The organism is Pantoea sp. X-Soil-ISGK-421 (assembly GCF_059730785.1).
Genome location: NZ_AP035979.1, coordinates 2,605,397 through 2,627,367 on the forward strand (window position 1 = coordinate 2,605,397; position 21,971 = coordinate 2,627,367).

17 protein-coding genes are annotated in these 21,971 nt (G+C 48.6%); all 17 read right to left on the reverse strand.

Features of this window, described 5'->3' with window-relative positions:
* Positions 1–175 precede the first annotated feature (175 nt).
* The 17 genes from gnd to AC6I8K_RS12285 all read right to left on the reverse strand — a co-directional run bounded on the left by gnd (position 176) and on the right by AC6I8K_RS12285 (position 21,950).
* Positions 176–1,585, reverse strand: a complete 1,410-nt coding sequence (gene gnd / locus AC6I8K_RS12205) for an NADP-dependent phosphogluconate dehydrogenase (protein WP_497826805.1) — start codon at positions 1,583–1,585, stop codon at positions 176–178.
* Positions 1,586–1,719: 134 nt separating this feature from the next.
* Positions 1,720–2,835 (reverse strand): glycosyltransferase family 4 protein, encoded by a 1,116-nt coding sequence (locus tag AC6I8K_RS12210; RefSeq protein ID WP_497826806.1) that lies wholly within the window; start codon positions 2,833–2,835, stop codon positions 1,720–1,722.
* Entirely contained in the window at positions 2,832–3,998 is a 1,167-nt protein-coding gene (locus AC6I8K_RS12215) for a glycosyltransferase family 4 protein (RefSeq protein ID WP_497826807.1), read from the reverse strand. The genes AC6I8K_RS12210 and AC6I8K_RS12215 overlap by 4 nt, the downstream gene beginning before the upstream one ends.
* Entirely contained in the window at positions 3,974–4,876 is a 903-nt protein-coding gene (locus tag AC6I8K_RS12220) for a GDP-mannose 4,6-dehydratase (RefSeq protein ID WP_497826808.1), read from the reverse strand. Before AC6I8K_RS12220 ends, AC6I8K_RS12215 begins: the two co-directional genes overlap by 25 nt.
* Before the next feature lies 1 nt (position 4,877).
* Positions 4,878–5,918, reverse strand: a complete 1,041-nt coding sequence (gene gmd / locus AC6I8K_RS12225; RefSeq protein ID WP_497826809.1) for a GDP-mannose 4,6-dehydratase — start codon at positions 5,916–5,918, stop codon at positions 4,878–4,880.
* 26 nt (positions 5,919–5,944) lie between these two features.
* On the reverse strand, positions 5,945–7,321 hold the full coding sequence (gene cpsG, locus AC6I8K_RS12230; RefSeq protein ID WP_497826810.1) for a phosphomannomutase CpsG: 1,377 nt from the start codon (positions 7,319–7,321) through the stop codon (positions 5,945–5,947).
* 5 nt (positions 7,322–7,326) lie between these two features.
* Positions 7,327–8,751 (reverse strand): mannose-1-phosphate guanylyltransferase/mannose-6-phosphate isomerase, encoded by a 1,425-nt coding sequence (locus AC6I8K_RS12235; protein ID WP_497826811.1) that lies wholly within the window; start codon positions 8,749–8,751, stop codon positions 7,327–7,329.
* 525 nt (positions 8,752–9,276) lie between these two features.
* Positions 9,277–10,290: a UDP-glucose 4-epimerase GalE gene (galE, locus tag AC6I8K_RS12240; protein ID WP_336778145.1), complete on the reverse strand. Its 1,014-nt coding sequence runs from the start codon at positions 10,288–10,290 to the stop codon at positions 9,277–9,279.
* Positions 10,291–10,338: 48 nt separating this feature from the next.
* Positions 10,339–11,232 (reverse strand): UTP--glucose-1-phosphate uridylyltransferase GalF, encoded by an 894-nt coding sequence (galF, locus tag AC6I8K_RS12245; protein ID WP_064739221.1) that lies wholly within the window; start codon positions 11,230–11,232, stop codon positions 10,339–10,341.
* A gap of 326 nt (positions 11,233–11,558) precedes the next feature.
* On the reverse strand, positions 11,559–12,899 hold the full coding sequence (locus AC6I8K_RS12250; protein ID WP_483817729.1) for an MOP flippase family protein: 1,341 nt from the start codon (positions 12,897–12,899) through the stop codon (positions 11,559–11,561).
* Positions 12,896–14,119: a glycosyltransferase gene (locus tag AC6I8K_RS12255; RefSeq protein ID WP_483817903.1), complete on the reverse strand. Its 1,224-nt coding sequence runs from the start codon at positions 14,117–14,119 to the stop codon at positions 12,896–12,898. Before AC6I8K_RS12255 ends, AC6I8K_RS12250 begins: the two co-directional genes overlap by 4 nt.
* A gap of 4 nt (positions 14,120–14,123) precedes the next feature.
* Positions 14,124–15,386 carry a colanic acid biosynthesis pyruvyl transferase WcaK gene (wcaK, locus tag AC6I8K_RS12260; protein WP_064739223.1) on the reverse strand — a complete coding sequence of 421 codons (1,263 nt, stop codon included), beginning with the start codon at positions 15,384–15,386 and terminating at the stop codon, positions 14,124–14,126.
* Between the two features lie 214 nt (positions 15,387–15,600).
* On the reverse strand, positions 15,601–17,811 hold the full coding sequence (locus tag AC6I8K_RS12265) for a phage tailspike protein (RefSeq protein WP_064739224.1): 2,211 nt from the start codon (positions 17,809–17,811) through the stop codon (positions 15,601–15,603).
* 57 nt (positions 17,812–17,868) lie between these two features.
* Positions 17,869–18,903, reverse strand: a complete 1,035-nt coding sequence (locus AC6I8K_RS12270) for a glycosyltransferase family 4 protein (RefSeq protein WP_064739225.1) — start codon at positions 18,901–18,903, stop codon at positions 17,869–17,871.
* Positions 18,904–18,953: 50 nt separating this feature from the next.
* Positions 18,954–19,706 (reverse strand): glycosyltransferase family 2 protein, encoded by a 753-nt coding sequence (locus tag AC6I8K_RS12275; RefSeq protein WP_483817731.1) that lies wholly within the window; start codon positions 19,704–19,706, stop codon positions 18,954–18,956.
* Between the two features lie 73 nt (positions 19,707–19,779).
* Positions 19,780–20,697, reverse strand: a complete 918-nt coding sequence (locus tag AC6I8K_RS12280) for a glycosyltransferase family 2 protein (protein ID WP_064739227.1) — start codon at positions 20,695–20,697, stop codon at positions 19,780–19,782.
* A 74-nt stretch (positions 20,698–20,771) separates the two neighbouring features.
* Positions 20,772–21,950, reverse strand: coding sequence for an acyltransferase family protein (locus AC6I8K_RS12285; protein ID WP_497826812.1), 1,179 nt, complete (start codon positions 21,948–21,950; stop codon positions 20,772–20,774).
* Positions 21,951–21,971 lie beyond the last annotated feature (21 nt).

The window sequence follows — 21,971 nt, forward strand, 5'->3', positions numbered from 1 at the left end:
TTTACATACAATGACATTTGTTAATCAATGCTGTTTTTTATATTAACTAAAACTGATCATGTTACAGGCTAACTTTTCAGCAAGCTTTTAATGTTTAGATTTTATCTATAAATGTAAAAGCACACCCGAAGATGTGCTTAATTATCAAACAATAAATGAAGAAACTTACTAGAAATTAATCCAGCCACTCAGTGTGGAATATTCCATCTTTATCAATACGCTTATAGGTATGCGCACCGAAGTAGTCACGCTGAGCCTGAATCAGATTAGCGGGCAGAACCTCTGAACGATAGCTATCGTAGTAAGCAATTGCCGCAGAGAAGGTTGGTGTTGGGATACCATTCTGAATAGCGTAAGATACAACATCACGGAGCGCTTGCTGATATTCATCAGCGATATTCTTGAAGTACGGATCTAGCAGAAGGTTAGCGATGTCTGCATCAGTGGCATACGCGTCAGTGATTTTTTGCAGGAACTGAGCACGGATGATGCAACCTGCACGGAAGATCTTAGCGATCTCACCATAATTCAGATCCCAGTTGTTTTCTTCCGAGGCAGCGCGCAATTGTGAGAAACCTTGAGCGTAAGATACGATTTTACCTAGGTACAATGCACGACGCACTTTTTCTACGAACTCAGCTTTATCTCCGTTGAAGGCTTTAGCTTGCGGGCCGCTGAGTACTTTAGAAGCTGCAACGCGCTGAGTTTTCAGAGAAGACAAATAGCGGGCGAATACTGATTCGGTGATCAATGACAGTGGTTCGCCAAGATCTAATGAACTCTGGCTGGTCCATTTACCTGTACCTTTGTTAGCCGCTTCATCCAGAATCACATCAACCAAATATTTTCCGTCTTCATCTTTCTTAGTGAAAATATCTTTAGTGATGTCGATTAAATAGCTACTCAGCTCGCCATTGTTCCATTCGGTGAAGGTTTCAGCTAGTTCTTCATTGTTCAGACCCAGCGCTCCTTTTAGCAGTGAGTAAGCCTCTGCAATCAGCTGCATGTCACCGTATTCGATACCGTTATGAACCATCTTCACATAATGACCAGCACCGTTCGGGCCGATATACGCAACGCAAGCTTCGCCGTCTTCCGCACGTGCAGCGATTTTATCCAGAATTGGTGCAACCAATTCATACGCTTCTTTCTGACCACCGGGCATGATAGATGGACCTTTCAGTGCGCCCTCTTCACCGCCAGAAACACCAGTTCCGATGAAGTTAAATCCTTGATCAGACAATTCTTTGTTACGGCGAATGGTATCTTTATAGAAGGTGTTACCGCCATCGATAAGGATATCGCCTTTATCCAGATGCGGAGTCAGAGAAGCGATAGTTTTATCAGTCGCTTCGCCAGCTTGTACCATCAGCAGGATACGGCGAGGTTTTTCCAGTGATTCAACAAATTCTTCAACTGTATAGAAAGGTGCGAGTTTCTTACCCTGGTTCTCAGCGATGACTTCATCAGTCTTTTCACGTGAACGGTTGAAGATAGAAACAGTGTAACCGCGGCTCTCAATGTTCAGAGCCAGGTTGCGCCCCATAACTGCCATACCTACAACGCCGATCTGTTGCTTGGACATTACATACTCCTGTCTGTGGTCTCGCACGGTGTTACCAGTAACACCATTCAGTAAGTGACCGATATGTTAACTCAGGATAGCCGATAAAAGGTAATGATTGGTGCGATAGCGATATGAAAAAATCCGAAAACAAATCACACATTTAACAAGGATTTATAGAGTTTTGTGTAACTTTCAATCATTTTGTCAGCTGTAAATAACGCTTCAAATCGTGCATTCGCAGCTTCGCCATATCTTTTCGCTTGTTCTGGATTGTTCCAAATCTGATCCATAGCCTCTCTTAATGCTTGTGGATTTGATGGAGGAACGACTAATCCAGTAAGGCGATCAATATTGATATATGTGGTTCCAGTGCCTATTTCACTAGAGATGAGAGGCTTGGAGTATAAGGCACCTTCTAATAAGGAAATCCCAAAGGCTTCAGAACGCAAGTGGGAAGGGAATACTAAGCAAGAGCAAAGCTGCAACAGTGCAGATTTGTCACTATCTTCTAATGCACCGAGGAAATGGATATTATCCACTTTCAAATGATTTGCTTGCGCCTTGAGTTCAGCTTCAATTGGACCAGCGCCTACTACGACAATCGGATAATGACTATTTTGTGCCGCTTCAATCAGGATATGCAATCCTTTGTAATAGCGAAACGTACCAATGAAAAGAAAAAATCCATCAGGAAAATGAGCTTTCCATTTATCTAAAACCTCAGGATCATTATTACGATAGAATTGTTTATCTAAGCCGTAAGGAATCACGTCAACCTTACTTTTATACTGCTGTAGAATTGGGCTGCTTTCTACGTAATTTGGAGACGCGGCAATAATGCGATCAACATCGCTCAAAAAACGATTCATTAATGGTGTATAGAGTTTCAGCAAAGTCTTTTGTTTAACAATGTCCGAATGATAACTCACCACAGAAGGTTTATTAATCCCTGCTGCAAAATGCATAAAATCCATGAATGGATAAGGGTAATGGTAATGAATAATGTCAGCTTGCTTAGCAAGTTTTCTAAATTCTGTAACTGCAGAAAACGAAAATGGAGTTGATGCAAGTTCACATAACGTTTTAACGCGATAAATTGAGTGGTTGCAGTGCTTAGCTTTTTTTTGAACAAAATCCGGACTATGGGTAAAAACGGTTGATTGAATATTTTCTTTAATTCCACCTTCAGCGAGTTGATAAATTACCTGTTCAATACCACCGAAAGTGTCTGGATAATAAGTTTTATAGCAGTGTAGAACTTTAATCATATAAATTTAGCAACCTGCTCATAGGCTTCTATCGTTTTGTCTGCGCACGCAGACCAAGAGAAATATTTCGCTTGAACGAGTCCTGCATCTATCATTGACTGCTTTTTAAAACCATCATCTATCATCATCTGAAGGTAGGTAGTTAAGCGATCAACATCCTCGGGATCATGCATTAACGCTGTCTCCCCAACAACTTCGGGAAGCGAGGTTGCGTTAGAACAAATCACGGGTGTGCCTGATGCCATTGCTTCAAGGACTGGCAAACCGAAACCTTCATAGATTGAAGGAAAAACAAAGCTTGTCGCAGCACTATAAAGAATCGGCAAATGTTTGCCAGGGACAAATCCCAGGTATTTCAGCCACCCTTCTCTTTCACCCTTAGAGAAAAGTTTAAAAAGTTCTGCATTCTCCCAGCCCTTATAACCACTAATAACCAGAGGGAAATTATTTTTAGCAATCATTGGTAAGCGATCATAAGCGCGAAGTAAGGTGATAATATTCTTTCTCGGCTCGATTGTTCCGGTGTAGAGAAAGAAACTACGCCACTCAAGCTGATATTGATTTAACACATGCTCCGCGTCTGAAGCGTTACGCGGATGAAATTGTTCGTTGTAAGCGAGTGGAGCAACCGTAACATTGTGTTCTTTAAGTCCAAAAAACTCGACTAACTCGCGTTTGGTATAATGCGAGTCGGTAATGAGCATTTTTGCGCGAGCAACTGTGTTCCGTAACTCTTTTTGCATCAGATGTACACGGCCAGCGGGATGGAACTGTGGCCAATGAAATACGGAAAGATCATGAAACGTTGCAACGCAGTGCGGTACTCTTGGCGGTAAGTAATAATTAGGACTATGGAAAATGTGTTCTTTGAATTTGCGTAATGTTAAAGACTTCATTACAGGAAAAGTGAGCCGGTATATTTCGCTAGCAGTTTTACTTTTTTGTAGTTTACGTTTAAAAGATTGAACTGATTGAGCCGACTCACTGGCAACTGCCAGTGAGTCCCGCACTTTAGTTCCATGAAGATAAGTTAGCGTTAGCTTATCTTCACGCTGCTGGAGTTGCTTCGCAAGCTCGAATGCATAACGGCCAATTCCAGTTAGTGGATATTTAATACAATCCGTAGAGAAAATGACGTTTAGCTTTGTATTTCCAGCATCCATTTCAGAGTATCTCTTAGTGGTATTTTTTGTGCCTGTCCTTCCGTCAAAATATTCAACAAGCTTACATCACCACATAGCTCTTTGATTTCATTGGCTCTAACGAACTGAGGATGAACTTCGATGCGGATTTTATGATCAGTTAATTCTTCACAAATTTTTATCACTTCACGTAAAGAGTACATTTCACCAGATGCGACATTAACAGTTTTACCGAAAGCGGACGGATTTAGAAGCATAGCATAATTTTTGACCGTAAAGCGTACATCAGAAAAATCACGCCATACATCTATATTTCCAAGTTCAATGACCGCTTTGCGTTCCCTAAAATGCTTGACGATTTTTGGAATAAGGAAATTTTCAGCTTGGCCCGCCCCGGTATAATTAAAGGGCCGAGTAATGATGATGGGCAACTTGTCCATAAACAGTTTGGCCATATACTCCATAGCCAGCTTACTTACGGCGTAGTCATTGGCGGGGTTCGCTAATATTGTTTCGTTTAACTTACCGGGTGTATTATTGCCATATACATTGGCACTGCTAGCAATTAATACTGCCTCAGCCTTTACAGCGGTATCAGCCAACGCCTGGAGTAAATTTCTTGTTCCTGAAAGATTCACGTCATAAAAAGCGGTGGGTTCAGTGTGACCAACAAAAGTAATAGCAGCAAGGTGAACCACGACATGAGGTGAAACCGTATCAATGGCGAGTTTCACTTGCTTCGCATCTGTAAGGTCAACCTGAATATACCTTTCCATGTTCTGATTAGGTGTCGAGCCAAGGCCATAAACTTCATATCCAGCAGCGGATAATTCCGCTGCCATATAATGGCCAGTAAAGCCCTTGATACCAGTGATCAATGCTTTTTTGCCATTAGTCATATTAGAAAGAGAATCCTTGTTTATTACGACGTAGATCTTCTTCAACCATCATTGCGCACAACTCTTCCAATGTGGTTTTAGGTTCCCAGCCGAGAATATCTTTAGCGCGTTGTGGATTACCAATCAGTAATTCCACTTCAGCTGGACGGTAGAATTTAGGATTAACCTTAACCACAACTTTGTTGGTAGCAACATCAATTGCTACTTCTTGATCTTCTTTACCTTCGAAGCGTAACTCGATACCTGCCGCTTTAAACGCCATGGAGACGAAATCACGCACGGTCTCAGTGCGGTTAGTCGCTAAAACAAATGTGTCTGGCTCATCAGCCTGTAACATTAACCACATACCTTCTACGTACTCTTTGGCAAAGCCCCAATCACGTTTAGCATCCATGTTACCCAGCTCAAGAACATCAAGCTTACCGAGCTTAATTTTGGCAACAGAATCAGTAATTTTACGAGTGACAAACTCTTGGCCACGCAGCGGAGATTCATGGTTAAACAAAATGCCACTAGAGGCAAAAATGTTGTAGCTCTCACGATAGTTGATTGTCATCCAGTGCGCATACAGCTTGGCCACACCATATGGGCTGCGCGGATAAAAAGGTGTATCTTCTTTCTGCGGAATCGCCTGAACTTTACCAAACATCTCAGATGTTGAAGCTTGGTAGAAACGAATTTTAGGGTTAACAATGCGAATTGCTTCAAGCAGATTTACTGGACCAATACCGGTAATTTCAGCAGTAGTTAGAGGCTGCTCGAATGAGACACCAACAAAGCTTTGAGCCGCTAAGTTATAAACTTCAGTCGCTCCGCTTTGCTGCAGGAGACGAATACTGGCGGACAAGTCTGTCAGATCATATTCTACGAGATGAAGATTTGAATTATTTTTAACACCTAGCTCTTCAATACGCCAGAAATTAACTGAACTGGTACGACGATATGTTCCATAAACAATATATCCTTTATCCAGCAATAATTCTGCGAGATATGCACCATCTTGGCCCGTTATACCTGTAACAATTGCAATTTTATTAGACATTTCTAACCTACCATATGTACTTAAAATTAATGTGAGTTGATAATTGATGCGAATTCTTCAAGTAACGAATTTAACTTATTAACATTACCTTTCGTCTCAATGTTCAAACGAAGTAAAGGCTCTGTATTAGATGTTCTTAAATTAAATCGCCAATCTGCGAAATTAAGGCTAATTCCATCGACAATATCTTTAGCCTCGTAAAATGAATCATATTTTTGTGAAATTGTTGCAATGATTTTGGAAGAGTTGATGACCTTGAAATTAATTTCACCACTACAAGGAAATGCCTTCATCCTTTCTTCTACTTGCTGAGATAGCGTCTGCCCTTTCACTGCCAGCAGTTCAGCCACCAACAACCACGGAATCATTCCGCTATCACAATAAGCAAAGTCACGGAAATAGTGATGTGCGCTCATTTCTCCACCATAGACCGCATCTTCTTCGCGCATACGCTCTTTGATGAATGCATGACCCGTTTTAGACATCACTGGAATCCCACCGGCTTTGGTCACGACGTCAATCGTATTCCAGGTCAAACGAGGATCATGAATAATCTTTGCTCCCTGCTCTTTCTTAAGGAAAGCCTCAGCCAACAATCCTACGATGTAATAACCTTCGATAAATTCAGCATTTTCATCAAACAGGAAGCAGCGGTCAAAATCACCGTCAAATGCGATACCCATATCTGCATTATGTTCGCGCACGGCATCAGATGTATCTTTGCGGCACTCTGGCAACAGAGGATTAGGGATTCCATTCGGGAAGTTACCATCGGCCTGATGATGAACTTTAATAAAGCTGACTGGTACGTTTGCCTGCTTAAAGCGCTTTTCGATCTCATTAATCACGTGGCCTGCGGCACCGTTCCCTGAGTTAATCACCAACTTCATTGGCTGTTTAAAATTAGCCAGATTGATATAGCCCATCAAATGGTCGACATAGGCATCTAGAATTGAGATTTGCTTATAGCTGCCACGCTTGGTGCTATCGATCTGAGCAAACTCATTCGCTTCTGCCAGACGTTGAACATCACGCAAACCTGTGTCGCCACTGATTGGACGCGCACCTTCGCGCACCAATTTCATTCCGTTATAGTTCATGGGATTATGGCTGGCCGTGACTTCTATACCGCCATCAATGCCCAAATGGAATGTGGCGAAATAAATCTCTTCGGTGCCACTCATGCCAATATCAAGGACATCAGTTCCAGCATCCATTAAACCATTTGCCAGCGCCATTTTCAGTGCTTCGCTCGTCAGGCGGACATCGCCACCAACAACAATGGTTTTTGGCTTGAGGAATTCGCCGTAAGCGCGACCTATGCGATAAGCAATGTCTTCATTCAGTTCTTTGCCCAGCTCACCACGAATGTCATAAGCTTTGAAACAAGTCAGTGCATCCATTTTTATTATTGTCCTTCTTTGCGGGCAAATTGTTCTTTAATCAAAATCAGGTCGTCATCACCCAAATATGAACCGGACTGAATCTCAAGAAGTTCCAGAGGAATTTTCCCAGGATTTTCCAGTGTGTGCTGGTGACCAATTGGAATAAAGGTCGATTGGTTCTCAGTCAACAACAAGGTCTTATCCTGAATGGTCACTTTCGCAGTGCCGGAGAGAATGACCCAGTGCTCAGTGCGGTGGTAATGCATCTGCAACTCGAACGCTTCACCCGGTTTAACGGTAATTCGGTTCACGTTAAAGCGCCCCGTATTCACCACCAGATCGCAGCGACCCCAAGGCCAATAGGTTTCACGGTGGCGACGGTATTCGCTACGGCATTCACTTTTCAGGAATTCAACCACGCGCTTCACGTCTTGCACCTGATCTTTACGCGCGACTAACACCGCATCTTTAGTATTAACGATGACAAGATTTTCCACGCCAATGGCTGCTACCAGCTGGTCTTCACTGTTGATGTAGCAGTTTTTGGTGTTATGCAGGAAGGTATCGCCTTTGAGTGAGTTACCCGCGGCGTCTTTTTCATTCACTTCCCAAAGCGCTGACCAGGAGCCAACATCGCTCCAACCGGCATCAAGTGGCACAACCACTGCAGCATCGGTTTGTTCCATCACGGCGTAATCCACAGATTCATCCGGGCAGGCAATAAAATCTTCTTTATCAATATTGATAAAATCTTGCCCTTCCTGCACGCCAGCCATAGCACGACGACAAGCGTCAAGAATGTCAGGACGGAATTTTTCCAGCTCTTGCAGGTAACGTTTAGCGCGGAACATGAACATACCGCTGTTCCAGTAATATTCACCAGACGCTAAATAATCTTCCGCTGTTTTGAGATTCGGCTTCTCTACAAAGCGCTGTACGCTAAATGGGGCGTCTTCAGCATCTGCAATCTGCGCGCCACGATGGATATAGCCATAACCTGTTTCAGGGCCTGTCGGCACAATACCAAAAGTGACTAAATGCCCCTGCTTGGCATATTGAGTGGCTGTTGCAATTGCCTGATGAAACGCAGCACGGTTTTCAATCACATGATCGGCAGCCAGAACCAGTAGGACGGGATCGTCGCCCTGCTCAATCGCGTTTATGGCCGCGAGAGCAATCGCCGGTGCGGTATTACGACCAACCGGTTCGAGAATAATATTATGGGAAAGTTTGTTTATTTGACGAAGCTGCTCCGCAACTAAAAAACGGTGCTCTTCGTTGCAGATGACCAGCGGAGCACGGGCTTCTACGCCGGTCAGGCGATTTACTGTTTCCTGCAGCATTGAATGCTGTCCATGCAGGCTAATGAACTGCTTAGGATAGAGTTCGCGTGAAAGGGGCCACAAACGACTGCCGGTTCCTCCGGCCATGATTACGGGAAGTAACATTCCACAACCTCTAATGTGTCTTTTTAGACTGCTATATCATTTATCAGCGGGTTATTTTTTCATCAAAAATATAAAATAGCCACGCTACCGCCCTTGGCTTGCAGCAACCACTATGCTGTGTAACAAGTCATTCCTCTGTTTTTCGAGCTCAGAAAGTTAAATGGTCAAAATTGCAGCAAGAATCGACCTATTCCGAGACCATCGCAAATAATACATTTTGTGCTGCAGAATTAACATGGTTATTGTTTGATAATAGGGTTGCAAATCTTCACGTCAACTTATCAGTCGGCTTATGTACAACTTATTGACTCACAAGAATATAGTTGATTTTTCAAACAATTAAAGTCGCCATTTTTTTTGCGTTAAAACAGTAAGATGGATTGCTGATAGCGGCGTTTGCGTTTAGGAGTATTCCTGCAATCTTTAAGTTAACTTAAATAAGTAACATCCCTAATAATCACAGCTTAAAATATTCAGGCGAAAAAAAACCCGGTTTTAACCGGGTTTTAAATTTTTAATTATGTATTACTCAAATCCATTAGGATTCTTACTCTGCCAGTTCCACGTATCACGCATCATGGCATCGATCCCGCGCGTCACGCGCCAGTCCAGTTCGTTGTTCGCCAGTGTGGCATCGGCCCAGAACGCAGGCAAATCGCCGTCACGGCGCGGCTTAAACTCAAACGGAATCGGCTTGCCAGAAGCTTTCTCGAACGCCTTGATCATCTCCAGCACGGAGAAACCAACACCGCCGCCAAGGTTGTAAGCTTTATAGCCTTCAACTTTCGCTAAGTGGTCCAGCGCCTTCAGGTGCCCTTCTGCCAGGTCGACAACGTGAATGTAGTCGCGCTGAGCGGTGCCATCTGGCGTGTCGTAATCGTCACCAAACACGCCCAGCTTTTCCAAACGGCCAATGGCCACCTGCGCAATATACGGCAGCAGGTTGTTTGGGATACCGGTTGGGTCTTCACCGATTTCGCCAGATTCATGCGCGCCAACCGGGTTGAAGTAGCGCAGCGCAATGGCTTTGAAGTTCGGATCCGCTTTAGCGAAGTCGCGCATCACGAATTCGATCATCAGCTTAGAGGTGCCGTACGGGCTGGTTGTGCCGCCGATTGGCGTGGTTTCTACATAAGGAACCGGTGCATCTGCGCCATAAACAGTCGCGGACGAGCTGAAGATGAAGTTCCACACGCCAGCGGCGCGCATCTCTTCCAATAGCACCACGGTGCCAGCGACGTTGTTTTCGTAGTATTCCAGCGGCATGCGCGTGGATTCACCAACGGCTTTCAGTGCGGCGAAGTGAATCACGGCGCTGATATCGTTGGAGGCAAACAGGTCACGCAGGCAAGCGCGATCGCGGATATCGCCTTCGACGAAGACCGCTTTTTTGCCCGAGAGCTTTTCTACGCGATTGATCGCTTCGCGGGACGCATTGCAAAGGTTATCCAGGACCACAACGTCGTCGCCGCGCTCTAACAGCGCCAGCACCGTATGGGAGCCAATGTACCCCGCTCCGCCCGTTACCAAAATAGCCATGTGTACTCCTTTAAACCGCGCGATGGGCGCGGTAGAGAATGAGAAAGCTTATTTCGCCAGGATTTTCTGGATAGATTCGCGGAAATCGCGACCCTGTGCGTTGTTACGCAGACCGTAAGAAACGAATGCCTGCATGTAGCCGAGTTTACGACCGCAGTCGTAGCTGGTACCGGTCAGCAGTTGCACATCAACAGGCTGCTTCTTGCTCAGGGATGCGATGGCATCGGTCAGCTGAATACGGCCCCATGCGCCTGGCTCAGTACGCTCCAGCTCTTCCCAGATATCAGCAGAAAGCACATAACGGCCAACCGCAGTCAGGTCAGAATCGGTTGAACCCGCTTCTGGCTTCTCGACAAAGCTGGTGATGGTGCTGATATCGCCTGGGTTATCAATGGGCTCTTCGGTGGTCAGCACGCCGTATTCGGTCAGATCTTCACCCGGCATGTGTTTTGCCAGCACCTGGCTGTGGCCGGTGTCTTCGAAGCGCGCAACCATTGATGCGAGGTTATAACGCAGGTGGTCAGCGGTAGAGTCATCCAGCAGCACGTCTGGTAATACCACCACAAACGGGTTGTCGCCAATCATTGGACGTGCGCACAAAACGGAGTGGCCCAGACCCAGCGGGTTAGCCTGACGCACGTTCATGATGGTTACGCCCGGCGGGCAGATTGACTGCACTTCGCTCAACAACTGACGTTTAACGCGTGCTTCAAGCAGCGCTTCCAGCTCGTAAGTGGTATCGAAGTGGTTTTCCACTGCATTTTTGGAAGCATGGGTGACCAGCACAATCTCCTTGATGCCCGCCGCGACGCATTCGTCAACAATGTATTGAATCATTGGTTTGTCGACGATTGGCAGCATCTCTTTCGGAATGGCTTTGGTCGCAGGAAGCATATGCATACCGAGACCTGCAACGGGGATTACTGCTTTAAGCTTGGTCATATTTATTCCATTTCATGAAGTGAATGCGTGAGGTCGATTATGCAGGATCGGCCGGTCGAGCAAGTATAATCTTAATCTGAAAAACCGACACTAACTCTCTGTCACACCATCAAAAATCGCCATTTTTGCCAGTAAAAATGCCGAAGTTCCAATAAGAAACCCCTGCGCTAAACCGCTGAAAAATCGTGAAAGGATTTGTGATGATGAGACCAGACATTGATTGAAAGGTGTGCCTCTATTGCGCCATAAATGGCGCCGCTACGGACCGTGTAAACGTTGAGTAATCTGTAGCGGCGCAATTCATCGCGCGGGTTTGATTTTAATGACTACAGCATGCCTTCAAACCATTCCGGCATGACGAACAGATTGAAATGGTTTACCAGCAGCATCAGGCCGACAAACACCACCGAGACTGAAACCCATTGGCGTGCATACGGCATAAAGCGAATGCCAATCACCGGTTTAATGAAGAACGGATGCGCGAAGGCAGAGATCAGCACCTGCGAAATCGACAGCGTCAGCGCCACATACAGCACGTTCGGCCAGATGTACGTTGTCGCCAGCACCGCCACCACCACCAGACTCGCCACAATGTTCCAGTAGAACTCAACATTAGTGCGGCCGTTGGCCTGCGAAATCGCGCCGGTTAAGCCGCCCATCGGACGCAGCATGCCAAACAGCAGCATCAGCGGGATCAGATGGTAAACCTGCTCATGTGAAGCGCCGTACAGCACGCGCACAATCACCGGTGACAGGATGCCAATCGCCAGATACATCGCGCTGCTGAACAGCATGATGACGAAGGTGCCTTTCAGGAACAGTTTTTTCAGCTGCTCAGGATCGTGCTGCTTCTCGGCAAAGCGTGGCAACGCCAGGCGGTTAATCACTGGCGACACCAGTTTCAGCGGTTGCAGAATCAGCTCTTTTGCCAGCGAGTAAATCCCCAGCATCTCGGCGCCCATTACCTTACCGACGATCAATGCATCCGCCTGGGTACGCAGCTGGTTGATGGTCTGCGAGCCGAGTTGATACACGCCGTAACGTACTGCGCTAACGAAGGTTTTGCCGTCGAATTCCCAGGTCGGACGCCACGATTTCTCACCGAAGTAGATCATGCAGAGAATACGCGTGAAGGCGTTGATGAACAGGCCAAGAATCGCCGCCGCCACGGTTAGCGAGGTGTAATACAACATCGCTACGGTACACAGGAACGCGAACAGCTTGGTTGCCATCTCAATCTTGGCCAGCGTCACCATGCGTTTGGTTTTCACATAGTGCGCCTGATACTGCGACAAATGTCCCAGCACCAGGAAGTTGAGGCTGGTGAGCATGATTAAGCCTACCAGTTCCGGCAGGTGATAGAACCATGCCACCGGATAGGCAATCGCCAGCATAATCAAGCCGGTGCAGAAACTGAGCGAGACGTTCACCCAGTAAATGGTGCTCTGCTCGCGACGATTAATGTCCTGCCGATGCACGATGTAGCTGCTCATGCCCATATCCTGCAGCACGGTTGCTACCGCCAATATTGCGTTGATGATCGCCAGTAAACCCAGCTCGTGCGTTTCCAGTTTGCGCGCCAGAACGGCGAGCTGTAACACCTGAAGTAATGCGGCAAAACAGGTACTACCAAACAGCCAAACGGCCTGTTTTTTTAATCCGCTCACACCATGCGCTCCAGAATTTTCGCCAGCTCACCATAAGCGATGTGCTGATTGAACTCAGTTTCGACTTTCTGGCGCGCAGCCGCGACAACCGGCGCCACATCCACATCACCGCGCGACAGACGCAGCAGCGTCGCCGCCAGCTCGTCAGGATCGTTTTCGGCCACCAGCCATCCGCTCACATCATTCTCAATCAGTTCGGGAATGCCGCTGTGATAAGTGGAAACCACCGGCAAGCCGACCGCCATCGCTTCCATTAGCGCCACCGGAATACCTTCCATATCGCCATCCGCGGCGGTTTTGGACGGCAGCAGGAAGATATCCGCCTCGTTCAACGCCTGGCGAATCTCATCCTGCGGCTTGAAGCCCGGCATGGTGACGCAATCCTGCAATCCAGCGCGCGCAATGTGTTCGCGCATCATGCCGTCCTGCTCGCCGTTACCGATGATGGTGAACTGGAACTGGCCGCCGTTATTGCGCAGGATTTCGCTGGCTTTTACCGCCACATCCAGACCTTTTTTCTCGGTCAGACGCGCCACGGAAACGATGCGCAGCGGTTGATGGAACGCTTCACGCGGACGGAAGTTAAACTTCTCCGGCTCGATGCCCATGCGCGTCACGCGCACTTTCTCGCGCGGACAGCCCATCTCAATCAGCTTGTTCTCCCACAAGTGGCTGATAGGCAGCATCAGTTCACTCTGCTTAAACAGGTTGATGTAGTCGAGTTTGTGCTCTTCCAGAATGTGCCTACGCGAAATATCCGCGCCGTGGAACACTGTCGCCTGCTTGCCTTTCAGCACGCCGAGCTCGCGTAGCTTGTTAGCCAGCGCACCGGCATAGCCAAAGTGGACCAGAAACACATCGGCGGTATAAGGCTGCTTAGTGTTAGCGACAATCGCCGGCAGCAGCAATTTGCTGGCCTGTGCGCCGTAGCGACGCACATTCAGCGACTTAAGCAACGCGCCTTTGGTGATTTTGGGCAATATCAAACCGATACGCTGTGTCAGCTTATCGAGGTTAGATACCTTCTCTTCCGGCAGTAAATAGTGAGTTTTCGCTGCCAAATTGTAGTCATCGAACGCGGCGTGGCGATTAATCATATCGCCCGGAAACACGGAGATAATCTCCACGTCGTAGCCTGCGTCGATGAAATGCGTCACCTGATTGAGCACAAACGTCTCAGAGGCAACAGGGAAACGCATGGTGAAAAAGGTCAGCTTCATCACTTCACCCCAGGACGTTGAGAATTTCTGCTGTAATGCGGTTACCAATCTCACGCTCCTGCGCCACCGCGGTATCAACTTTGTGTTTCACGTTGTCGTAGTCGGCCAGCACCGTCTGCACTTTATCGATGAGCGAGCCATCCATCAGGCTTTGTACATCGGTCGCCATCTGCGGCAGGCCAAGCTGCTTCATCACGCCGAGCGACTTGTGCTCGTAGTTGATGGCGACGGCTGGCGTACCAAAGTTCATGGAGATGATGGCGGAGTGCAGGCGGGTACCAATTGTCAGATGACAATGGCTGAGGAGGATGCCGAGTTCGAGGTCGTTGAACTCGTCCATGATGACATGGTAATGCTCTGGATGCTCGACATGATCGCGCAGCGTCAGCGCCACCATGCGGTCGTCTTTAGCGTAGCTATCGATACCGGTGCAGGTAGAAAATGCAACGACCTGATAACCTTCGGCAATCATCGCGTTGATCACACGACCAAAGGCCGCTTCATACTCTTTCTGCGTGACGCCGAGACGTTTATCGAATGGCGCCAGTTCACGTACGGTAATCGCAATGGTTTTGCGTGCGCTGATAATTGCCTGCCAGTGCAGCAGGTTATGGCTTGGATTCGCCACTTCGCGCGCCTGTACCAGGAACGCGGTGTCGACGCCCTTCTTCACTTTACTGGTGGTCACGCCATCTTGCTTCAGACGATCGTGGCTCACTTCTTCGCGCAGCACCAGGCTGTCAACGCGATCAAAGACAAAGTTAGCCAGCGCATTAACGCGCGGGTTTTCGAACGGACCGACTGAGTGACCGACCATATGCAGCGGCTTTTTCGCCATCAACGCACAGAGCGCGTGGTCAAATTGGGTTACACCGTACAGATCGACGAAGAACGAGCCGCCAACCTGAATAATCGCGTCATACTGTGCAAGACTTTTGGTGAACGCCGCGAGATGCGGTGGCACCGAGAATGATTTGTACAGGCCGCCTTTACCGAGGTGCGCCATCATGATGTCAGGCATCAATCGGTTCGCCACTTTGCGTTTAAGGCTGCCCACCAAACCCTTGCCGGATTTGCTGTTGTGCAGGAACAGGGAATCCTGTTGGATGTGTTGCTGCAATAAATAGCCCGAACTTGTTGGATAACGGCTGATCACATCAATATCCAAATCTGCGCGCGCAGATTTCAGCGAATCAATCAGCCCTCGTAAAATCGCGCCATCCCCGCGATTTCCACAGGTATGGTTTCCTACCAATAAAATCTTCATAAAAAAACTCCGGAAAAATTTTTGTAATTTTTACAAGCCGCCAATAGCTGCACTGGCAAAGTGAACTCTGTGTTAAATGACTGCAATGGGAGTAATCCCCAAAAAGGTGCTGCTAAATGAATTTCTATTCAATACTGCTTATAAATTATGCATATTCCGTAGCGGCGCGATTTATCGCGCAATAAATTGCGCCGCTACGTTAACTACCTGCGCGTTACGACTTCACGGCGAAATACGGCATTGCAACCTGCTCGCCATTAATCACTACCGAGATGAAACCTTTCGGTTCGCGGGTATCCACCTGTTCGGGTTTAAGCGCGCGCGATGCCATGAGCAAATCGCCCTGCTCGTTTCCGCCGATGCCGGCCTTACCGTTGTGCAAGCTAAAACGTTGCGGTGCCTGTTGGGCTCCGCTGCCTGGCGCACCTTTTTCCATGACGGCATCCACGCGTGCGCAGCGTCCGGTCAGGAAACGATCTTTGGCGGTGCTTTTGATCAGCACGGCAGTCGTCGGCGTCCAGCCCGCTAACTTAACGAACACTTTGGTGTCGGTATCGGTGCGCGGCTCGAAACGAACGTCAACCACCGGCGAGCTACCTTCCGCTGACCAGCTGGCTTCTGCTTTGTTTTTCTTGCGCTGCAGATGAATCACGGCGCGACCGCCGGTGCCTTTACCGTCAATGACATCCATCAGCGGTTGGTTAGCGGTGCCGTTATTGAACTGCGACTGACCAAACACCTCGATCTCCCAGCTATCACCCACCGTTGGCGAGTAGAAGTTGCCGAGTTCAAACCAGGTTTGCTGATCGCTGTTGTTGGTCAGGCGGAAACGCGAGGTGATGTAGTTGTATTTCAGACTGCCATCAATGGCCACGCCGTAAGATTCAACGCGCGTCGAGCCCATTTCCCAGATGTTCAGCCAGCGCTCGCCTTCCAGCGAGTTATCGATCCAGCTGCCCGACTGCAGATTGGTCTGACGCATATTAAGGCGTGAGTTACGCGCATTGAGCGGGTTCTTACAATCCTCAATGCTCAGCGCATCCACGATCCACTGACCATTCGAGATATCGCCCGGGAAGTCACTGTGCTCAATCCAGCCGTTGTGAATGATGGATTGGCTGCAACGCGGAAGATTCAATACCATGCCGCCCTTACAATGCTGGGCGTTAAAGTTGGAGAGCTCAATCGCGGTGCTATGATCCCACGCGCCGGCCTTTTGACCCGACCAGCTGGCTTTAATCACATCCCCGGTACAGGCGTTGGCGTACCACTGATCGATTTTACAATCCAGCGTATCCAGCAGGCTCAGCGAGACGCCGCCTACCTGATTGAAGCGCAAGCAGGCACCACGGAAAAACTGGCCGCCGGGACAGGTATTGCGGAACAAGCCCTGTTTATTCGGACGCTTGTCGGTGTTGCCGTTGAAATTCAGGTTAGAAATTTCGGTCCAGCGCGCGTTCACCTGGAACAGGAACTCTGAGCGGCCATCCGAGACCAACGTGGTCGCAGGGAAGTAACCGAAGTTGACCATCGCGCCGGAGATGCGGAAGAAGCGACGTCCCTCATCGCCGAAATCACATTCGGACACGAAGAAGGTACCGGCCGGGAACTGCACGCAGATCTGCTGGCTGGCATCAATCGACCATTGATACATGGCTTTGATCGCTGGCGCGGTGTCGGTTTTGCCATCGGCAATCGCGCCGAAATCAAACAGCGTCAGGCGGTTGAAATCTTCCACCACGCGACGCCAGGTGAAACCGTTGCCGCTGAAGTTCACGCCGCCATCGTCTTTGGCATCGCCGAAGGTGCCGACGAACTCGCCGCCGCCCACTTCCAGCCCTTCATGCCAGCTTTTCAGCTTAATTTTGGCACCGGCAAAAAGTGGACGGGTTTTACGCAACTCTTCCACCGACGGGATCTCGCCAATCAATTGATAGCCATTCGGCTGCGCCAGTCGCTGGCTGAAGTTGCTCTGGTTAGGACGCGAGACATCGCTAATGGAGAATAGCGTGTGACCCTGATCGTCTTCCACCACCATGGAATGCGCAGGATTGGCGATCAACGCTGCATTATCGTGAATGAACTGGGCGAAGTTACCCTTGTTCAACGCAATCGGCTGGCTGATTTGTGACACTTTGCCATTGGCATCGCGCAGGAAAACCGGAATTTGATTGCCGGTTTGGCTGGCATCGCTGCCCGCCTTGCCAATCCAGAGTTTGCCTTCGAAGTTCTGCCAGAACTGCGGCGGCATGGTGTAGACGTTTTCTGGCGTTAAAATCGGTACATCGCCCGGCGGTACGCTGGACGGATCGACGGCTTTTAACGCTGGCTGACCACTTTTTGCGGCGTAGCTGGAAAACGCACTCACTGAGAGCGCGGCAACAATGGAGGAGGCTGCGGTCTGCAAGACTTCTCTTCTTTTCATGCTTCAATTCCCGTGGTTATGCGGCCAAAAAGGATTCCCGAGGCACGATAATTGTCGCTAAACAAGCGCGAGCCAGCTCTGTTTGATCTGGTTACCGTCAAACTTGAGCGCGGTTTCTTTGGTTTTTTCACTCATGGCGTAGAACAGGTCATCATCACTGGCGAGCTGTTCCATGCGCTTGATGAAGGTCGCTTTGTCATTCATCGGCACCAGGAAGCCATCTTCACCGTGGTTGATAATCTCCTGCGGGCCGGTTGGGCAATCGTAGGCGACCACCGGCAGCGACCAGGATTTGGCTTCCAGCAACACCAGCGGCAAGCCTTCATAGCGTGAGGTCATCAGCGCCATGTCGCTTTCGCGGTAGTAATCGTTGATGTTGCTGACTTTGCCGACGAAGTTAACGCTGTGGGTGATACCCAATGCGGCAGCCTGATCGTGCAACTGCTGGCGCAGTTCGCCGTCACCGGCAATCACCAGCTTCCACTCAGGGTGCTTTTTGCTGAAATCGGCCCAGATATCCAGCAGCAGGTCGAAACCTTTCTGATTATCCAGACGCCCCACCGCCAGCGCCTGACGGCTGCGCGTTTGACGCTGAAACGCCTTGTACACCACTGGATTGGGGATTTGCTGACTGGCGATGTTCCAGCGGTTAAATACCTGATGATCTTTGTCGGTCAGTACGATCACCTGATCGTAATAGCGCAGCATCAGCCATTTCAGCAGCTTAATCGGTTTGCTGAACGAGTTAATCGCGATGTGTTCGCAGGCATACGCTTTGAAGCGCTTCTTCTTCAGTGCCATCAAGTTCCAGAAGGCGAACATCACGCTCAGGCGGCCCATGCTGATCAGGAATACGCTGTCGAAGCCTTCCTGATGAATGTGGCTTACAGCGCTTTTAATTGGGTTGCTGTGGCCTTCAAAACTGACAATTTTCTTTACCCGTTCGAACGGATAAAAGGTTTTGCCATGGCCTTCCAGCGAGTAAATGGTGACTTCGTGCTGCTCGCCGAGGCACTCAGACATAAAGTTGCAGATGTTTTCAGTGCCCGCATAGGAGTAGGCATCTTTAATCACCAAAACGATCTTTTTCATAAAATCCTTTCCACCTCAAACAATATAAAAGCAGCTAAGCACCGTTGCGCTTAACGGTGTTTCAAGGCGAAAAGGACGCCATTAACCATATACCAGACGTAATAGTAATATACTTTTAACGGATTGTTTTTATAGATAATTCTTAATAATTCGAGGTGCCACTTCGCCGCTTTATTTTTGTTACGCGACAGTGAATCGCCCAACTCGTAATAGTTGACCAGGGTTTTCTGGATCACGCGGGCTTGTTTGTAGCGGAGGAACAACTCGTAGAGGAACAGGAAGTCTTCGTGGCCTTTACGCTGGAAGAAGATGCCCTGTGGAGGACGGCGGAAGCACACCGAAGAGAAGCAAACACGATATTGCTTCTTCACGAAGTTTTCCTGCTGCAGATAAGGTTTGCTGTAGTTGATGTCGTGCTCAGCGGTTTTGGTTTTGTAGTGATAATGCGTGATCACAAAATCGTCGCCGGCTTTGATTGCGGCGGTTTGTTCAGCCAGTTTTTCACTGTGCCATTCGTCGTCGCTATCGAGGAACGCGATAATCTCTTCTTTCGCCGCGCGTAGCCCAACATTGCGGGTTTCAGCTGCGCCTTTATTCACGTCATTGTCGAGAATAGTGATACGCGCGTCCTGACAATGCTCACGCACCAAGGCCAGTGAATCATCGGTGGATTTATCGTTGATCAGGTACAGATGCCAGTCGCTGTAGGTCTGGTTGATGATCGACTCAACCGCGCGCAGAACGGTATTTCGCGCGTTATACATCGGCATCACAATACCGACGGTGCCAACATGATTTGTCATTTGTCTACCCGGAGTTTCAGGAACCAAAAAATTGCCCCCGTGTAGGGAGCAAGTGAAAGTGTTGAAAAGCGAATCAGGAGACGGCTCTTCCGCCCGAGAAGCGCGACTTCACCTTATCGAGCAGGCGATTCATGAAGTAGGCACGGTTGTCACGGTTAGTGAGGAAGAAATAGCGCGCAAAACTCAAACTGGCTTGCAGCGATTTACCATCCATCTTGTAGCGCAGCGGCAGCTTGAACGCTTTATAGGTGTGGATGTCGCGCGTCGTCAGATGCGGCTTCATGGTATCGAGCCAGAAGTAGGAGTATTTGACCGACTCACCTTTGTGCTTGGAACCAAATTTGGTCACCAGATGGTAGGTTGCCAAAGGCTGGTCGATCATTACGAAGGCGTAACCCATGCGGTCGGCGCGGATGCAGAAATCATAATCCTGATGGCGAATATAGCGCGCATCAAACTGGATCTGCGCAGCATCTTCACGCTTCAACACAATGGTGCTGGTTTGAATAAAGCCGTAGCAGCCAAACAGATACTCAGCCACGGTTTCGTTTTTGCCGGGCGGTTGCATCGGCATCACCTTGAGGAAGGTGCCATCCTGATGGATGTTCACCTGACTAAAGATGACGTAGCGCGATTTGCCCTGCGCTTCCAGCTTGGCGATGGTTTCACTGGCCACCCGCAACTTGTCCGGATGCCACTCATCGTCGGCGTCAAGGAAACTAATGAAGTCACCCGTTGCCAACGCGATACCTTTGTTGCGGGCGCCAGCGCCGTTGAGTTTGACCTCAGACAGCTCCAGTTTGATATCCAAATCCTGATAACGCTCGCCGCGCACGACCTGCGCCAGTTCGGCCGCATCGGCCGATTTATCATCAACAATAATGACTTCAAAATTGCGATAGGTTTGCGCTTTGACGCAATCTAGCGTCGTAACAATCGATTTCGACGCGTTATACGCGGGAATAACAATTGAGAAGCGAATGTCCTGCATTGCCAGCACCTCATTAAAAAAGTTACAAAATCAATGATATAACTTGTGGGCTCAAAAGAATAATGGGTGATGTCCTAATTTGTTGGCGAGGTCTTCATCGCCACTTTCTTCTTGCTGCTGCTGCCGATAAACGGTTTCTCGACAAACAGGTAGGTCAATTTCGCCACATAGAAGGAGGCGACAAAGAACAGCGTTGAGAGCAAGGTGTAAAACAGGAACGAATGCGGATAGAGCGTGTCCGGAATCTGCTTGATGAAGTAGAGCACCACACCGTGAATCAGATACAGGCTGTAACTCACCTCACCAATCGACATCAGGGTTTTGTTTTCCAGAATGCCAAACACGGTGTTGCCACTGCTGACAATAAAGAAGATCACCGTCAGGCAGCAGAGGAAAATCAGATACCAGAAGGTGTTGCTGGTGAACGACAGTGAGAACAGCGACAGCGCAATCACCGCGCAGCCCGCAAGGCTGGAGGTTTTATAGTGCGCAAACATGTCGCGGTACTTATACGCCAGATAGCCCATGGCAAAGCCCAGCACCGGACGCGGATCGGTATAGGTTTTACCCCACAGACGCAGGCCGACAGCCACGCAGAAAATCACCCCGATGGAGCCAAGAATCAGCAGCGTTTTATATTTGCCTTTGGTGGCACGGTTGAGCACGTAAATCAGTGGGATCGACAGATACAGCAGCCATTCAAGGCGCAATGTCCACTCAACACCGGCGTTAACATCTGCCGTCATAAAATCGCCAATGTGATAGCTACCAATGAACAGCAACCACAGCACCGCATCTTTCACCGCCGTGAGGCTATAGGTGAGATCGCCCTGCACCACGCCCACCGCGATAATGACAAATCCCGAGAACCAGAACATCGGTACGATACGGCGGATACGCGACTTGAGCAGCTTGTGCGTAAGCTGTCCCGGCGTCATGGTTTCATTATCCAGCCAGCGATAGAACAGGAAGGCGGAGATCATGAAGAACAGCAATACACCGAATTTGCCCGAGTTGACGAAGAAGTTGCCTTCGGAGAACCAGGCAAAATAGTCTTTATCGAACACCCACTGACCATCCAATGAATAGATGTAGTGTGCGAAGTGCGAGAACGCCACGATGCTGGCCAGCAGCGCGCGCATACCAGAGATACTTTTAATACCGCTTTCGTTGTAAACGCCTTTGTGGAAGGAGAATACTCGCAGAATGATTAGCGCCAGACAAAATGACAGCACCATGATTAATACATACATGTCAGCTCCTGAATCTGAGTT

What these genes read in the sequence shown, in the direction of transcription:
- AC6I8K_RS12215 (WP_497826807.1), bottom strand. Translation starts at nt 3,998, where the DNA reads ATGGATGCTGGAAATACAAAGCTAAACGTCATTTTCTCTACGGATTGT.
- AC6I8K_RS12285 (WP_497826812.1), bottom strand. Translation starts at nt 21,950, where the DNA reads ATGTATGTATTAATCATGGTGCTGTCATTTTGTCTGGCGCTAATCATT.
- AC6I8K_RS12270 (WP_064739225.1), bottom strand. Translation starts at nt 18,903, where the DNA reads ATGAAAAAGATCGTTTTGGTGATTAAAGATGCCTACTCCTATGCGGGC.
- galF (WP_064739221.1), bottom strand. Translation starts at nt 11,232, where the DNA reads ATGACCAAGCTTAAAGCAGTAATCCCCGTTGCAGGTCTCGGTATGCAT.
- galE (WP_336778145.1), bottom strand. Translation starts at nt 10,290, where the DNA reads ATGGCTATTTTGGTAACGGGCGGAGCGGGGTACATTGGCTCCCATACG.
- AC6I8K_RS12275 (WP_483817731.1), bottom strand. Translation starts at nt 19,706, where the DNA reads ATGACAAATCATGTTGGCACCGTCGGTATTGTGATGCCGATGTATAAC.
- gmd (WP_497826809.1), bottom strand. Translation starts at nt 5,918, where the DNA reads ATGTCTAATAAAATTGCAATTGTTACAGGTATAACGGGCCAAGATGGT.
- AC6I8K_RS12255 (WP_483817903.1), bottom strand. Translation starts at nt 14,119, where the DNA reads ATGAAGCTGACCTTTTTCACCATGCGTTTCCCTGTTGCCTCTGAGACG.
- AC6I8K_RS12210 (WP_497826806.1), bottom strand. Translation starts at nt 2,835, where the DNA reads ATGATTAAAGTTCTACACTGCTATAAAACTTATTATCCAGACACTTTC.
- AC6I8K_RS12220 (WP_497826808.1), bottom strand. Translation starts at nt 4,876, where the DNA reads ATGACTAATGGCAAAAAAGCATTGATCACTGGTATCAAGGGCTTTACT.
- AC6I8K_RS12235 (WP_497826811.1), bottom strand. Translation starts at nt 8,751, where the DNA reads ATGTTACTTCCCGTAATCATGGCCGGAGGAACCGGCAGTCGTTTGTGG.
- wcaK (WP_064739223.1), bottom strand. Translation starts at nt 15,386, where the DNA reads ATGAAGATTTTATTGGTAGGAAACCATACCTGTGGAAATCGCGGGGAT.
- AC6I8K_RS12265 (WP_064739224.1), bottom strand. Translation starts at nt 17,811, where the DNA reads ATGAAAAGAAGAGAAGTCTTGCAGACCGCAGCCTCCTCCATTGTTGCC.
- gnd (WP_497826805.1), bottom strand. Translation starts at nt 1,585, where the DNA reads ATGTCCAAGCAACAGATCGGCGTTGTAGGTATGGCAGTTATGGGGCGC.
- cpsG (WP_497826810.1), bottom strand. Translation starts at nt 7,321, where the DNA reads ATGGATGCACTGACTTGTTTCAAAGCTTATGACATTCGTGGTGAGCTG.
- AC6I8K_RS12280 (WP_064739227.1), bottom strand. Translation starts at nt 20,697, where the DNA reads ATGCAGGACATTCGCTTCTCAATTGTTATTCCCGCGTATAACGCGTCG.